The organism is Klebsiella sp. C239 (assembly GCF_048822715.1).
In the GTDB taxonomy this organism is placed as follows: domain Bacteria; phylum Pseudomonadota; class Gammaproteobacteria; order Enterobacterales; family Enterobacteriaceae; genus Klebsiella; species Klebsiella quasipneumoniae.
Genome location: NZ_JBMEZK010000004.1, coordinates 1 through 15,379, shown reverse-complemented (window position 1 = coordinate 15,379; position 15,379 = coordinate 1). Strand labels below are relative to the sequence as shown.

The 15,379-nt window shown below is 54.6% G+C and carries 12 protein-coding genes; 4 read left to right on the top strand and 8 right to left on the bottom strand.

Features of this window, described 5'->3' with window-relative positions; all coding sequences use genetic code 11:
• Window positions 1-5: 5 nt before the first annotated feature.
• From ACOI6Z_RS12280 to ACOI6Z_RS12270, 3 genes are all read right to left on the bottom strand, one after another.
• A complete protein-coding gene (locus tag ACOI6Z_RS12280) occupies window positions 6-1,520 on the bottom strand; it encodes an amidase (RefSeq protein ID WP_065812540.1) in 1,515 nt (504 codons plus the stop codon).
• Between the two features lie 136 nt (window positions 1,521-1,656).
• Entirely contained in the window at window positions 1,657-2,139 is a 483-nt protein-coding gene (locus tag ACOI6Z_RS12275) for a group I truncated hemoglobin (RefSeq protein ID WP_420687364.1), read from the bottom strand.
• A 60-nt stretch (window positions 2,140-2,199) separates the two neighbouring features.
• On the bottom strand, window positions 2,200-3,093 hold the full coding sequence (locus ACOI6Z_RS12270) for a transporter (RefSeq protein ID WP_065812541.1): 894 nt from the start codon (window positions 3,091-3,093) through the stop codon (window positions 2,200-2,202).
• A 404-nt stretch (window positions 3,094-3,497) separates the two neighbouring features.
• Here ACOI6Z_RS12270 and ACOI6Z_RS12265 point away from each other — a divergent pair, with 404 nt between their 5' ends.
• Window positions 3,498-4,451 carry an AraC family transcriptional regulator gene (locus ACOI6Z_RS12265; protein ID WP_065812546.1) on the top strand — a complete coding sequence of 318 codons (954 nt, stop codon included), beginning with the start codon at window positions 3,498-3,500 and terminating at the stop codon, window positions 4,449-4,451.
• A 206-nt stretch (window positions 4,452-4,657) separates the two neighbouring features.
• Here the strand turns inward: ACOI6Z_RS12265 and ACOI6Z_RS12260 are convergent, their stop codons facing one another.
• The 4 genes from ACOI6Z_RS12260 to ACOI6Z_RS12245 all read right to left on the bottom strand — a co-directional run bounded on the left by ACOI6Z_RS12260 (window position 4,658) and on the right by ACOI6Z_RS12245 (window position 10,844).
• Entirely contained in the window at window positions 4,658-7,732 is a 3,075-nt protein-coding gene (locus ACOI6Z_RS12260) for an efflux RND transporter permease subunit (RefSeq protein ID WP_065812542.1), read from the bottom strand.
• Window positions 7,729-8,877 carry an efflux RND transporter periplasmic adaptor subunit gene (locus ACOI6Z_RS12255; RefSeq protein ID WP_065812543.1) on the bottom strand — a complete coding sequence of 383 codons (1,149 nt, stop codon included), beginning with the start codon at window positions 8,875-8,877 and terminating at the stop codon, window positions 7,729-7,731. The genes ACOI6Z_RS12260 and ACOI6Z_RS12255 overlap by 4 nt, the downstream gene beginning before the upstream one ends.
• 78 nt (window positions 8,878-8,955) lie before the next feature.
• Window positions 8,956-10,152, bottom strand: a complete 1,197-nt coding sequence (locus ACOI6Z_RS12250) for a sensor histidine kinase (RefSeq protein WP_064154610.1) — start codon at window positions 10,150-10,152, stop codon at window positions 8,956-8,958.
• Window positions 10,149-10,844 (bottom strand): response regulator, encoded by a 696-nt coding sequence (locus ACOI6Z_RS12245; RefSeq protein WP_064154609.1) that lies wholly within the window; start codon window positions 10,842-10,844, stop codon window positions 10,149-10,151. The genes ACOI6Z_RS12250 and ACOI6Z_RS12245 overlap by 4 nt, the downstream gene beginning before the upstream one ends.
• A gap of 124 nt (window positions 10,845-10,968) precedes the next feature.
• On the opposite strand from ACOI6Z_RS12245, the gene ACOI6Z_RS12240 reads away from it, so the two are divergent.
• Window positions 10,969-11,745, top strand: a complete 777-nt coding sequence (locus tag ACOI6Z_RS12240) for a MipA/OmpV family protein (RefSeq protein ID WP_065812544.1) — start codon at window positions 10,969-10,971, stop codon at window positions 11,743-11,745.
• 467 nt (window positions 11,746-12,212) lie between these two features.
• On the opposite strand, the gene ACOI6Z_RS12235 is transcribed toward ACOI6Z_RS12240, so the two are convergent.
• Window positions 12,213-13,130 (bottom strand): AraC family transcriptional regulator, encoded by a 918-nt coding sequence (locus ACOI6Z_RS12235; RefSeq protein WP_243817078.1) that lies wholly within the window; start codon window positions 13,128-13,130, stop codon window positions 12,213-12,215.
• A 374-nt stretch (window positions 13,131-13,504) separates the two neighbouring features.
• On the opposite strand from ACOI6Z_RS12235, the gene ACOI6Z_RS12230 reads away from it, so the two are divergent.
• On the top strand, window positions 13,505-14,602 hold the full coding sequence (locus ACOI6Z_RS12230; RefSeq protein WP_420687430.1) for an alpha/beta hydrolase: 1,098 nt from the start codon (window positions 13,505-13,507) through the stop codon (window positions 14,600-14,602).
• Between the two features lie 80 nt (window positions 14,603-14,682).
• Entirely contained in the window at window positions 14,683-15,054 is a 372-nt protein-coding gene (locus ACOI6Z_RS12225) for a DUF2255 family protein (RefSeq protein WP_025999258.1), read from the top strand.
• Window positions 15,055-15,379 lie beyond the last annotated feature (325 nt).

Below are 15,379 nucleotides of genomic sequence, written 5' to 3'. Positions count from 1 at the left end.
AAGAGTTAAAACATCCGCCAGTCGCCGGAAGCTTCAAATGCGGCGGCGGCCTGATAAAGGGTGCTTTCGGCGAAGTGGCGTCCTACCAACATCATTCCTACCGGTAAGCCGTCGACCAGCCCACAAGGGAGAGTCATTGCCGGATGGCCGGTAATATCCTGCGGTGCGGTATTGCCGATCATCTCAAATGCGCGGGAGATATATTCGGTAATGGAGCAGTCAGGTTTCGGTAATGGCTGTGCGACAAGCGGTACAGTGGGCATCACCAGCAGGTCGAAGTCCGCCAGCGCCCGGTCATAGCCCGCACGCGCGCGACGCGCGATATTCTGCGCCTTGGCATAGTAGCGGCCATGGTAGCGTTCCAGCCCGTACTGGCCGACGAACATGCATATCTTCAGCGATGGGGAAAGCGCGTCGGCGTCCTCACGCCACCGGGCGTGCTTGTCCAGCAGCGCCACGTCATATTGTCCTTTCCAGTTAAAGCCCATGCCGTTGCCATGCATCATCTGCGCGGTCAGCCCCTCGCAGCCGATAGGGGACCAGAGCGCACCCGCCAGGCTATGCTCCGGTACCGAAATCTCGCCGACCGTAGCACCCAGATCCTGCAGACGGGCGACGGCAGCGCGAACTTTCTCCGCGACTCGCGCATCCAGATTCGGCAACTGAAAACCTTCGGCCATAATGCCGATCTTTAAGCCATGTGCTCCCTTACCCAGAGCCTCGGTATAAGCTTCTACTTTGGGGGCATACTGACGCGGGTCCAATCCGTCCGCGCCGGCAATGACCTCAAGGACTAAGGCGTTGTCTTTTACGCTGCGAGTCATCGGCCCGGTATGGTCGAAAGTGGCTTCGATCGGCATGATGCCGGTATAAGGCACCAGACCGTGGGTCGGTTTCAGCCCATAGAGGCCGCACCATGCGGCGGGAATACGCGCAGAGCCTCCTTGATCGCCGCCCATCGCCAAATCAACTTCTCCGGAAGCGACCAAAGCGGCGCTCCCAGAAGATGAGCCACCAGCCGAGTAGCCGCGGCGCAATGGGTTATGTACTGGCGCCGGATCGGAGGTGTGACTGCCTCCCGACAAGCAGAAGTGCTCGCAGGTCGCCTTGCCAAGAATAGTCGCGCCGGCATCCAGCAGTCGGGTGGCAACGGTGGCGTCGTAGACAGGGACGAAGCCTTCAAGCGTCGAGGCTCCGTTCATCATCGGTACGCCAGCCAGCGCGATGTTGTCTTTGAGCACCACGGTGCGGCCAGCCAGCTTACCGGTTGCTGCACCTGTCACCTCGGTCTTGTAATACCAGGCATTGAGCGGATTTTCCTCGCCTTCAGGGCGATAGCCGGCGGCGCGCGGGTAGTGCACCGGGGGGATCTCGTCGGGCAGGGCGTCGATGAGATCATAGGCGTCGAAATTGGCCTGCATCAGCGCCAGATATTCTTCGGCTTGTGCAGGCGTCAATCGTATGTTTAGCCGACTGGCGAGCGCTTGCAGTTGTTCAATAGTAGGACGTTCAATAGCCATGGAGTTCCCTTTGTACGATGTTTGCCAATGCAACCTGTCTTCAACATAAGCCCGAAATGTCATCAATACATGGTTGTGCAGGTCAGTCATTTGGCTGAGACGGACACCCGCCTGTTGCGCGGATGTCCGCCCTCGGTTAAGACGGTTTATCTGTTTTCGGCCAGTGGATGCCGACGCTTTTCATCCCCTTGGTGACGTCCATGTCAGGGTGGGCGAGTACCACATCCCGGTATGAAGGGCTACCGATGACGGCGGGTTTGAACTGGGTCAGGAATGCGGTGACCTCTTCACGAATATCCTGCGGAACGTTGAAGTTCTCGTAGCATTCATTAATAGCCTCGAATACGGCTTTCCAGTGCACTTCGGTCAGCCCCATTCCGCGGTGCGCGGTCACCATATCTCGTCCCCGGTAGACCGTGTTGCCGCCCCAGTATTTGCACAGAAAATCGACAAAGTTGATATGCTCTTTCTGGAACGACGATTCGGATACGTGCGCCCAGATATGGCCGATATCGGGATGCTTCATACAGGTCTTCAACACTTCCCCTGCGAAAGCGTAAACGGCGTCATAACCGCCGAGACGTTCATAGAGTGTGGGTTTTTGCTGCTGATCGGTCATGATGGATTTCTCCGTTGCGGGTGAGTAGTGAGTCTGGGGATGTCTCTGTGCCGATTCGCATCAGAACAGTTTCATCACGCGCAGGGTGGTATGCAGATCTTCCTTAAAACCGCCATCGACGTTGAGGTCGCGCTGGAGCAGACCCTGTACCTGTACCGTGGGGGTGATGAATTTCGATAATTCCAGCCGTACCTGATCGACGCGCGTCGCCTGTCCGTTCTCAATACCGTCAAGCTGCTGTTTGCCGCCCCAGTACTGGGAATAACCGGCGGCCAGGGTCCAGCTCTTATCGGCGGGCGGCGTCCAGTTCACCCAGCCCTGAAACTGATAGGTGTTGTCCTGCTTAAGTCGACCGGTGCCGATGCCCGAGGCGTCGTCGTTGACGCCATACCACATCACATCTGCGGACAGTTGGGTGGCGAAACCGTTACCCAGCTGCTGCACGCCGCCGAGCTGCAGATCGAACTTCCAGCGATTTTCACCAACGTTTAGCGTGCGTCCGGCGTCGTAGGAGCCCGCGGGGAGGTACAGGTAAGGCACAATGGCGAAGGTTGTACTGGGGTTGTTGACCAGCCAGACCGGCGCGGCAAGGATGGGGTCGCCCAGGCCGCTGGCTGAATCAAGTCGAACGCCGTTTAGTGAGCCATTGTAGAGGCGTCCGTAAGGCAGCAGCACTTGCGGCGCAACCGTAAAGCCACCGACGTCCATGTAGTGAACGTAACGAAAGATGCTGACGAAGGAGTCGAGCCCGGTCTCTTGCTTAATTTCACCGCCCCCGGTCGGGGTGAAGCTATCTCTCGTCGCGTAGGTGAAATATCCCAGAATGGCATCGGTGCCGGCAGGGGCTGGAATCAAATCCTGCGAATTGAGATCGACCGCATGGGCCGGGCCGGTTGCCAGCCACAGTGTGCAGGCGGCCAGGCTGATGCGAAACGTAGCGTTGCTGAAAGTCATGACGTTCCCCCTCTTGTCTGATGTCGTGTTATGTCCGGAGCACGGTGTGGCCTGAAGACCTTACGCTTACTGATACTAGGGAGAAATTTGCGGCGTACTTGCTTCAGCAGGACAGTCGTTTGGCTGGAAGGGACATTCGGTTGCGGGCAGCCCCGTCGTGTGATGGTCCGCCATAGTGCAGGCTTCGCACGTTTAGGGTGCGATTCCAGATTTTGTCGTACTGCTATTCAACGCCCTATATGCCAGCAGAAAAGAGGGGCGCGGATTTTCAGTGTTATTTCCCGGGAACTTAGCGCCGATCGGCGAAACTGAAAGAGGGTGTATTAGCTCGTTGGCATGAGAGTTGCTGTCTGCGAAATCGTTTCTGTCGTTTTGGCGGAATACCCGGCGCGAGGTGAATGATGATGAATAGCATGCAGTCTGCGGGCAGTCTCCACTATTCAACCGTTGGCGTAACCGAGTCGCGCCGCTTCGAGTACTGGAACGACGTAGTGTTACGTCACTGTATTCCAGCCGCCAGCGCCCCTCTGGCTGGGGTCGACTTTGATGCACGGCTTACGGTACGTGGAGTGGGTCTGGTGGATATGTGTTCACTGTCCGCGCCGCTACACAGTTGGGATCGCACGGCCCGTTTTTTGCGCCAAGGCCCCGACGACGATCTGTGGTTGGGGTATATGCAGGATGGATACGGTCAGCTTGAACAGGGGGGACGCAAGGCGACGCTGGCAGCGGACAGTCTGGTGCTCTACGATGCCGCCCAGACATTCCGCTTCAGTCTTGGCGGGCGCGATAATCATCTGGTGCGGATACCCCGCCATTTGCTGAGCTGTCATTTACCTGGGGTCGAACACCTCACCGCGACGGTGCTCGACGACCGCCGCCCGGGGGTGATCCCCTTGCGCGAAATGCTGCGTCAGGCGGCAACGATGCCCGCCTGCCTGGACACTCCGGATATCTCTGGCCGCTTCTCCCGGACGTTGCTGGATCTACTGGTGCTGAGCCTGGAGTTACAGGACCTGAACAACGTTGGTGTTGAGCGCGATCTGTATTCGCGGATGATGAACTACATCCGGCGGCAATTTGTCGATCCAGATTTGAACATCGAAAGCCTGGCACGGGCGCACCACGTTTCCGTTCGCACCGTCACGCGTGCTTTCGCCCGCCACAAAAAAACGCCGATGGCAGTGATTTGGCAGGAGAGGCTGCTGGCGAGCCGAGAGGCTATCGAACGAGGACGTGTCAATAGCGTGTCCCAGGCGGCGCTGGATTTCGGCTTCTCTGATTTTTCTCATTTCAGCCACGCCTTCCGCAAAGCCTTTGGCATTTCTCCTCGCTCTCTGTTGCCGAAGAAGCAGTAAAATTTTGTTCTATTATCACGTGCTGCGCTGTAGCTCGCGACCCTGCGCCTGAAGGACGGGCTAGACCGCATCGCATTGTGATTGTCATTGTCAGGTTTCCTGTTATCCGGGCGTCGCAGCAGGTGGATGACAGGATGGCGCAAGTGCTTTCTCTTCTGGCGAATAACCTGGCAGCCCCCTGAGACGAGGATACGACGGCACGCCACTCATTTTTCATGAATCACGCCGGAGGAAGTCATTCTCAGCTGTAGCAACAGGCTAAACGATGCAGGTAAAACGGTCAGTGTAACCAGCGTGGCAACCAGTAGTCCCCCGATAATCGCATAGGCCATCGGTCCCCAGAATACCTGATGAGAAATGGGGATCATTCCCAGAATGGCTGCACAGGCAGTCAGGCAGATGGGGCGCGCACGATGCTCTGCGGCCGCAATAATGGCGGCATCGCTTGCCATCCCCTGAGCAAGATTGCTGTCAACCTCGCTAATCAGTATGACGGCGTTACGAATGATCATGCCAGCGAGCGCAATCACGCCAAGCAGAGCGACAAATCCCATTGGTGTTCCGCCAGGTAACATAGCCAGCACGATACCCGGTAAACCAAACGGGGCCATCACTATAGCCAACACCATATGGGAATAGTTGCGCAACTGGAGCATCAACAGCAAGAGCATGATGACCAGTGTCACCGGCAGAACCGCATAGACCGAACTATTACCTTTTTCAGATTCAGCAACCGCGCCCCCTTCTTCAATGCTGTAGCCTTCAGGCAGTTCCGCGCGCAACCTGTCTACCGCTGGTCGCAACGCTGCGGATACTGCTTCGGCGCGAAGTCCCGGGGCGAGGTCAGTTTGCACGGTGATGAAAGGCAAACGCTGTCGACGCCAGATAACCGGATCATCCACGCCCCAGACTGGCGTGGCAAAGGCGCTGAGGGGGATTTTTTTACCGTCATTCCCCTGAATAGTCAGCAAAGAGAAGGTGGCGAGGTTAAGACGCTCCTTGTCCCTGGCCCGGAGCACCACATCGACAAGGCGGTCATTATCGCGAACCGACGTGACTATACTGCCGGACCAGACGGTATTGAGCATCCGGGCCAGACTTTCTGACGACACGCCCGCAGCCCGGGCGGCGGTCTGATTGACCTTGAGGGTAATGACTCTCTCCGGTTCGCCTGCCGTCTGATTAACCTCGCGGGAGGAGGGTGACCGGCCAATGACATCGCTCAGGCGGTTCGCGATCGACCTGATCTTCAGATAATCTGGCCCACTCACCCGGTATTTGACTGGCCAGCCGACGGGGGGCCCAAGTTCCAGGGGCGATACGCGAGTGATGATGTCGCTAAAGCGCGTAGCCAGTATCCTGTTTAACTGTCGATGAAGACGATCCCGCGCTTTAAGATCTTTAGCCACCACCACCATCTGGGCGATATTTTCATTTGCCAGAAGCACATCCATAGGCAGGTAAAAACGAATCGCTCCCGACCCAACGTATGTCGAAAAGCGCTCAACGTTGCGGTTGCCTGTCAGGGCCTTCTCCAGCTGTTCAGCCCTATTTTGCGTTTCCGACTGCGAGGCATTGGCCGGTAGCGTCAGGCTGACCAGCAATTCAGGCCTGTCGGAGGCGGGGAAAAACTCCCCCTGCATAAAGGTTGTTCCGTAAACGGACAGACCAAGCGCAATGAGAGCAATACACACGGTGGCGACGCGGTGACGCAACGCCTTGCGCAGTAGCCACTGGTATCCGCGGGCCATCCGTCCAGGCCCTTTCGCCTTCTGTCTGATGTTGTCAGATAACAGCCACGTCCCGGTTAACGGTGAAAACAGGATCGCGACAACCCATGAGCAGAGCAGGGCGATGAGCACCACGGCAAACAGGGAAAAGCAATATTCACCGGCGCTGGACGCAGCAAATCCCACGGGAATAAACCCGGCAATCATCACAAGGGTGCCCGTCAGCATCGGAAATGCGGTCGTTTTAAAAGCCCGGGTAGCCGCCTGCCGGCGGGAATCCCCGGCTTCCAGACCAGAGACCATGGTTTCCACAGTGATCATGGCGTCATCGACCAGCAGACCCAGCGCGATAATCAATGCGCCGAGAGAAATACGCTGCAGACCTATTCCTGCCAGCATCATTCCCGTAAAGGTCATGGCCAGAACCAGTGGGATGGCCGCAGCCACGACCAGTCCGGCTCGTAAACCCAGCGAGACAAACGAAACGGCCAGGACGATCGCCACGGCTTCGATAAGCACCCGGATAAACCCGCTTACGGCATCGCTGACCACCGCTGATTGATCGGCAACCTTGACCATCTCAATACCGTGCGGCAGCGTGACGCTGATGGCATGCATTTTTGCATTCAGCGCGGCGCCGAAACGCAGCATATTACCCGTCGGCGCCATCGAGATAGCCAGCCCGATGGCGGGTTTGCCGTTAACCCGGTAAACCGGCTGGGGAGGCTCGGCGTTTTCCCGGCTAACGGTGGCAATATCCGTCAGAGGAAGGTAACGATCGTTAATATGCAGCGTGACAGCACGTAAGCTAGCTTCAGAAGTCAGTTCCCCGCTGACCTTTATCGCCATATTTTCCTGTCCGGTGCGGATCATACCTGCCGGGACAACCGCATTTTGTGCTCTGAGGGCATCCGCTACCTGCTGGATGTTCAACCCCATACTTGCCAGACGCGCTGGAGAAAAAGAGAGAACTATCTGTTCCTGCTGCTCACCCAGCAGGCTGGTTTTTCCGATATCCGGTAACGACATGAGTTCCCGGCGGATTGTCTCAACACGGTCCCGGACCTCCCGCAGGGTATAGCCCTCAGGTATAAATCCATAAATCGTACCGAACGTATCATCAAATTCGTCGTCGACGGCGGGGCCCTGAACGCCTTCTGGCAACGACGGGGCAATATCCTGCATTTTCTTACGTACCTGATACCAGATATCCGGCACCTTTTGCGGCGGGGTATCGTCACGGAGATTGACATGAATAACGGAGCTCCCGGCACGGGTTTCACTTTCGAGATAATCAAGCCAGGGGGTTTCCTGCAGCTTTTTTTCCAGCGTATCGGTCAGCAGTCGGGTGGTATCCGTTACGGATGCCCCGGGCCATTGCGCAGAAACAACGGCCGTTTTAATCGTAAACGCCGGATCTTCGTTACGTGGCAGGTTCTCATAACAGAACGCGCCCATAGCCATGATCAGCAGCATGAAGAAACTGACCATCTGTTGATTATTTAGCGCCCAGGCGGACAGGTTAAATTTCTCATCCAATACGGGTTTCATGATTCGCACTCCCCGGCAATCACCGGCTCGCCGGAGCGTAATTTACTCACGCCGGCGGTAATCACCCGGTCGCCTGGTTCAAGGCCGCCGGAGATAATAACCGCGGTGGCGGTATAGTATGCTGGCACCACCACGCGAAGCTGGGCCTGCGACCGTGGGTTAATTACATAAACCGCCGGTTTGTCGTCGACGCGGCTCAGCGCTGAAGCGGGAAGGGCGTATCCATGCGGACCCGTTGCGGGTAACGTGACGGTAACGCTGGCGCCCAGCGCCATTGCCAGCGGTGGGTTTTGCAGGGTAGCCCTGACGCGCCATGTGCGGGTCTGAGGATCGGCCTGCGGGCTAATATCTCTTACCGCGGCGGACGCTTGCACCGACGGGTCGCTGAGGAGGGAAACTCGCAAGCCAGCCTGTTCCTGTGGCGGGATCGCCTCGGGTTTAGCGATATCAAACACCACATCGCGGGCTTCACCGGTCGCCAGCGTCAACACCGACTGACCACCACTGACCACCTGACCCGCAGAGGCGCTTACTTCGGTGATCACGCCGCTTTGCGGCGCCATCAGACGCGTCCAGCCAAGGCTTTCCCGGGCATTACGCAATGCGGACTCGCTGTTTTTTAAACGCGCGCGGGCGACAAGCCAGTCTGCGCGGGCGGTATCGAGCTGCGTGCGGGCAATCGCGCCTGTTGGCATGAGCTTTTGCATTCGGTTGAGGTTAAGTGCAGCAACCTGAGCAGCGGCTTTGGCTCCTTCATAATCAGCCTGTGCGCCATCGAGCTGATTCTGACTGGTTGTATTTTCAAGCGTGGCCAGCAGTTGCCCTGCATTGACCCGATCGCCAATATCGACGCTACGCGTCACTATCCGGCCGCCGGTACGAAAGCTGAGAATCGTTTCATCGTGCGCATGGATCTCTCCGGTTCTTTCCAGCGCGGGAAGGGTTTGCGCTGAGCCAACAACAACGTAGCGCACCGTTCGCACAGGATCAGTCGTATTACCATGGTTGTCCCCGCATCCGGGCAGCAGAAAAATCACTACCGAAAGAAGGGTCAGAGGGAGAAAGTGCAGCCAGGAAAGGGTGCGCGCCACGTCGTACAAATGGTGCAGACTGTGGCGGAGGGAGAGTAAAAATTCATCTGACATAACGCCGCTCCATATAGGTTACGGCGTTATTAAATGCGCGCTTAGTCGAGAAAGATTCGACGTTTCGTCAAGGTATTATCAAGAGCGGCTATTTTCCATCTCAGACGACGTCCAGGGTAACAAAATGCTGACTGCGAGTCCGCCGGTTTCAGGTAACGACGCGCTGATACTGCCACCATGGGCCTGACAAATCGCGCGAGCAATCGACAAACCGAGACCGCTGCCGCCGGAGTGGCGGGCACGCGACTGCTCCTCCCGGCTAAAACGGTTGAACATTTCCGGCAGGAACCGGGAGGATACCCCCGGGCCGTCATCGCGAAATTCGAGGCAATATTGCCCGCTGGCGTAGTGCAGCGTGACATCAAGAAAGCCGCCATCACGCCCGTAACGGAGGGCATTTTCCATAAGGATAGTAAACACCTGGCCCATACGGAACGTATCGCCTTTGAAAGGACACGCCTGAGAATGATGAAGCCTGATGGTAAAACGATGTGCATCAGCCTGGGGCATGATCCATGTCACCCGTTCCTTAAGCAGCTCATCCAGACGAAAGGGTTCGTTTTCCAGAACCAGATTCCCGGCATCAGACAGTGAGAGCAGATGAAGTTCATCGGTCAGGCGATTCAGGTGCTGAAGCTGTTTCATTACCATTGCCAGTTGTTCCGGGCTGGCATCAAACACGCCATCCAGCATGCCCTGCAAACGTCCGATAGCGGCAGTCAGTGGGGAGCGAAGCTCATGCGCCATGGCCACATGAGAGGTACGTAACTCTTTTTCATAGCGGGCCAGTTTCCCCGTCATGGTATTAAAGTCACTGGCAAAGCTGACCATTTCAGCCGGCGCATTCCTGATGAGCTCTGCCTGGCGGCCAAATTGCCCTTCGGCGACGTCCTTTGCCGCATCACGCAACCGGCTGAACTGCAGCGCCAGTGGCCTGGCATATCTCAACCCCATCACCACAATAAAAGGGATCATGACCAGGACCAGTAACGCCACGGTGACCCAGTCTGCCGAGGCGATGGAGGGTGTTGAATAACTCAACCCCCACCAGGTATCGACGATTTGATGGAAGCGCGCCGGGTCCGCCTGCGGGTTCTGGCTGAGCGCAAGAAACTCTTGTCTGACCGATGCCGGCATTCTGCTCATGATCCAGTAATTCTGCACCGCATAACGTAGCCACATACAGGTCGCTATGACAATTACGCTTCCGATGGCCAGCGCTAATATACGTGCGCAAATCCAGCGCCACAGGGAGGAATAGCGGGTTTTTGTCATGGTTGTCTGAACCTGTAGCCTACGCCGCGAACGTTAACCAGCACGCCGGAAATACCCGCCGCTTCGAGTTTTTTACGCAGGTTATAAATATGGGTATCCACCACACGCTCCAGGGCTTCACTTTCCGGCAAACAGTGCTCCAGTAAATGCTGGCGGGAAAAAGGTCGTGAAGGAGAGCGCATAAGCGTGGTCAGTAGTGAAAATTCGGTTGGGGTCAGATCCAACGTCCGCGGTGTGGTGTCCCCGTCGATAATGCTCGCCACGATGGCCGTAACATCCACTTCAAGTGATTGCCAGCGAAGGATCTCTTCCTTTGTTTCCGTTTTATTGCTGCGACGCAATACCGCCTGCACCCGGGCCACAACTTCTCCCGGATGGTAAGGCTTAACAACATAATCATCAGCGCCATAGCGCAGAGCGCCAATACGATCGGGAGTATCTCCCATGGCGGTGACCATGATCACCGGAACATCATTTTTACGACGCAGGCCAGCCAGGACTTCGGTGCCGTTAAGCCCCGGAAGCATCACATCCAGCAGGATCAGATCGGGTTTCCACCGGTGCGCCATATCCAGCCCGGAAAGTCCATCTCCTGTAATGACGACATCGTAATTTTCACGGCGTAAATAGGCCTCGAGCACGCCAGCCGCATCGGCGTCATCTTCAATAATCAGCACTCTTCTGGACAACATCCGTTCACCTTGACCGATTCTTAACACTATCCCGACGATTCATTGATTTTGCCAAATCATACTGCGCCAACATTTTGTGGCAGCTCCTGCCTCAGGAGAAACCAGCATCCGTGAGGAGAACAGTATGATAGCGATAAAAAAAGCCCTGTATATGACCGTACCGCTTTTGACGGCCATCACATCCTGTGTACAGGCAAATGATGACGGCTCTTTCACTATCGGGCTGGGGGGGCGCTACGCTCCGCGATACTCAGGTTCAGACAAGCAGGTATGGCAGGTGGTTCCGGTGCTTCAGGGTCGTAACGGCGCTTTCTTTATTGATACGCAGAAAGGGGTAGGGTATGACCTGCAGAACGCCAGCGGCTGGTACTTCGAACATACGCTGGGATACGATCTGGGAAGGAGGGATAAAAACGCCAACTGGCGGGCAGGGGCAAATAATCTGAAAGGGATGGGAGACATTGACGTCTCACTGAATACGGCCCTTGCCGTTGGCTGGCAGGCGCTTTCGTGGCTCAGTGTTGAAGGCAAAGCGACGCTGCCTTTAACGGACGGTCAGGGGGTAAGCTACCAGGCATCCTTGACGTTGCTCCCTGTACAAACCGATCAGGACACGATCGCCTTTCAAACGGCAGCCCTGTTTGGCGACAACCGTTACCTGAATACCTGGTATGGCGTGAATCCGGAGCAGAGCCAGCGTTCAGGTTATAGCCGCTATTCAGCACCGGGGGGATTTTATGGCATAGACAACAGTCTGATCTGGAGTCACCGATTTGATGCCCACTGGGGCACGGTTCTGAGCGCTGACTATACCTGGCTTGGGGAGCATGCCAATCAAAGCCCGATCGTGTTACGACGTAACGAGGCGGCACTGGCAGCAGCAGTTACCTGGACATTTTAGGGCGGAGAAAGTGCGGCGTGCGTTTTGCCGGGAACGGTTAAAATTGAGTGAGTCAGCATTATCTGGCAGATACGCAACCAGAAGCGAAACATGTTGTTAACCGCGCCGGCAGACCTGGTGCGGTCCTTGTGTCGCCGACGTGCGTTCGCCTGATGAACCCAACGACGATCGAGAGCGCCACAAACGTGCCGGAGGAGTTTTATGAACAACGCCATAGCTGGTTTGTCGGGAAGTTTTCGGTCACGTCGTTCGTCGGCATGAGAACACCGAATCCACCAATAACAACACCAATCCGCTTTGTAAGGTTATCATCTTTATTACTCCAGCCGTCATCAACTGTCACCCGCCCTTGCTGAAGTTATCTCGATATTACGCTACCGTAATGCCTCTTAGCTTTATTTCGAAGCGGCCACCCCGGGCGGAAGTAATATAATTCACTACCGATTTCACTTGTGGCTGTGGAGAATTTATTGAAGCTTACCAGCTGACTTTCTCAGCACAGTAATATCCCTCTTGGGTGACTCCCCGAACATCCGCGTATATTCCCGGCTGAAATGGGATAAGCTTTCGTAACCGACAGCATAGGCTGCTGTGGTGACATCGTAATGTTCATTCAGCATCAGTCGCCTGGCTTCATTGAGGCGCAGCCATTTCTGATACCGGAGCGGGCTCATTCCCGCAAGCTGCCTGAAGTGTTGGTGAAAAGAGGGCGTGCTCATTTGCACCCGACTTGCCAGTTCCTCTACGCGTAAGGGTGACGCAATATTGGTTTTTAACCAGTCGATAGCTTTACCGATACGGTAGCCATGGCCGTCTACTGCTGCAATCTGTCTGAGATGATCGGACTGATCGCTCATCAAAAGCCGGTAATGTATCTCCCTTTGAATCAGCGGCCCGAGGACAGGAATGGCTTCAGGCTCGTCAAGCAAAGAAAGCAGACGGCAGAAAGGTTCCAGCAAAACATCAGTAACCGTTCCTATACCGACACCCGTTCCCGCGTCTCGTTTTTTGATCGGCGGCAGGCTTCCCTGGGCAATTAATTCCATCAGCACGCGCTGGTCAAGTTTATAGGCTACGCCGACGCAGGGCCGGGATGTCGAAGCCTGTAAAACCTCCGAGCTGGCTGGCAGGTCAAGGGAGGTGATCAGGAATTTTTCCGCATTGTATTCGTAAGGTTGACCACCAACCCACATGATCTTCGCGCCATCGGCCACCAGAACGATACTGGGAGGGACCAGGCAGCTCACCGGAGGAGCGGTTTCGTTTCGGCGGAACAGTTGGAGTCCTTCTACCGCTGTTGGGAAATCACCGGTGCCCGGAGTGCGCTGAGCAATATCACGGGAAAGCACGCCGAGTAGTTTTTCAACCGTCTTGTCAGAAATCATTCTGTAATACCTCACGTTTATTGCGGCTTTTGACGTTAACAACTTAGCAGCGATGAAAATTGAAATATACGCTTTAAATTCAGTTTCAGAGGATCAGACAAATAATGCAGAGTATTTTAATAACAACTTTCATGTAAGGCACTCAAAATAACAACACTGAAATGAAGCTGTGACCTGTCAGTCAGCTTTCACAGCGAGCCAATTTAAACCGTTCAGGTTAAAGCCATTTTTAACTGCCAGACAGGTTATCCGGAGGAGACATACGTGAAAGAGTTTACTTTCTACAACCCAACCCGAATCGAATTCAGTTCCGGAAAAGAGAGTTGTAACTGAAATACTCATGCATGCTGTCTGAAACTATCCCTCAACATCCAATGAAAGGTTTTAATATCATGACGCTAAAATCTTCAACGCGCTTTTTTAATCGCGCACTCATCGCCGGAGCGATGGCTCTGATTTCAACAGAAGCTGCGGTCGCCCAGCCGGCACCAGGCACAGCAGATTCTTCAGTCCATCTGGTTCAGACGTGGGATAAAACTTTCCCAAGGAGCGAAAAAGTGGATCATCAAAAAGTTACTTTTAAAAATCGTTACGGTATTACGCTGGCCGCAGATGTGTATCTTCCTAAAGATCGCGGGAACAAGAAGCTTGCTGCGCTTGTGATTTCCGGGCCATTTGGCGCGGTAAAAGAGCAGGCTTCAGGTCTTTATGCTCAGACCCTGGCAGAGCGCGGATTCGTGACGCTGGCATTTGATCCGTCTTATACCGGTGAAAGCAGTGGTGAACCCCGCAATATTGCTTCCCCTGATATCAATACCGAAGACTTTATGGCCGCAGTCGATTTCATTGGACTGCAACCTTATGTGGATCGTGAACGTATCGGTGTCATTGGTATCTGCGGCATGGGAGGGATTGCCCTGAACGCTGTTGCCGTGGATAAACGCGTAAAAGCGGTCGTTGCCAGCACCATGTATGATATGAGCCGCGTGATGTCGAAAGGCTACAATGACAGCGTAACGCCGGAGCAACGCGAGCAGGCGCTGGAGAAGATGAGTCTTCAGCGCTGGGAAGATGCGGCAAACGGCAAACCTGCATACCAGCCAGCCTATAATAAACTGAAGGGCGGGGAAGCACAGTTCCTCGTGGACTATGGGGATTACTACATGACCAAACGCGGTTATCATCCACGAGCCGTCAACTCTGGCAATTCATGGTCGGTGACAACGCCGATGGCCTTCATGAATTTCCCGCTCATGACCTATATCAAGGAAATTTCTCCGCGTCCGATCCTGTTCATCCATGGCGAAAAAGCGCATTCGCTTTACTTCTCCAAAACGGCTTATGAAGCGGCAAATCAACCAAAAGAGCTTCTGATTGTTAAAGATGCCACACATGTCGATTTATATGATCGTATGGATAAGATCCCGTTCGATAACATCACTGCATTTTTTAACAAAAATCTTAATAAGTAAGCCATAGCACCGTCCGGTGCTTTCAGATGCAGTGTCTGTGCGACAAACGACAGACACTGCTCTTGAAAGAGGAGAAGTTTATGTTCTGGAACCCTGAATTATTAACAAGAATAGATGCGGCCGACGACCTGAAAATCGCTCCGTATCATCCCGATATGAATACGACCGGTACGCCGACATGGATTTGGGAAGTGAAGGTGGAGAACAGACTTTTCGTCCGAGCCTATAGTGGTACCCGTTCAAAATGGTATCAGGCTGCATTGTCCCAGCAGGCGGGTAAGATACTGGCTATTGGACAGGAGTTCGACGTCCTGTTCGCAAAACCATCAGACCCTGAGCTTGAAAGTAAAATTGATCAGGCTTATCAGAAAAAGTACTCCAGCAGCAGCTATGTTTCAGCAATGACAGGGACTCGCGCCAGAGCGGCCACGATTGAGATTTTACCTTCGTGATTTCCTGTCAAAGTGATACTGGGTGTTCTGTGAGACAAAATCTGCCTGTTTAATTTTAATTTCCCTGAAACTGGAGGCAAGTATGAAACATACACAACCGCCAGTTTCTGGTCCGGTGAAAGTTCATCTTCAGGAAGCATTGTCCATTAAGGTAGGAGTTTGAATATCAGATGACAGGGCGAACATGTACTATGAACATAACGCAAGAAAAGGGATGTCAGTCATAAATAAGTACCGTGTTGATTTGTTAAGAGGCCGCTGTCAAATATGAAGTTATTGGGCACTATACGCAATTTAACATAATATACATTATGCGCACTTAGAT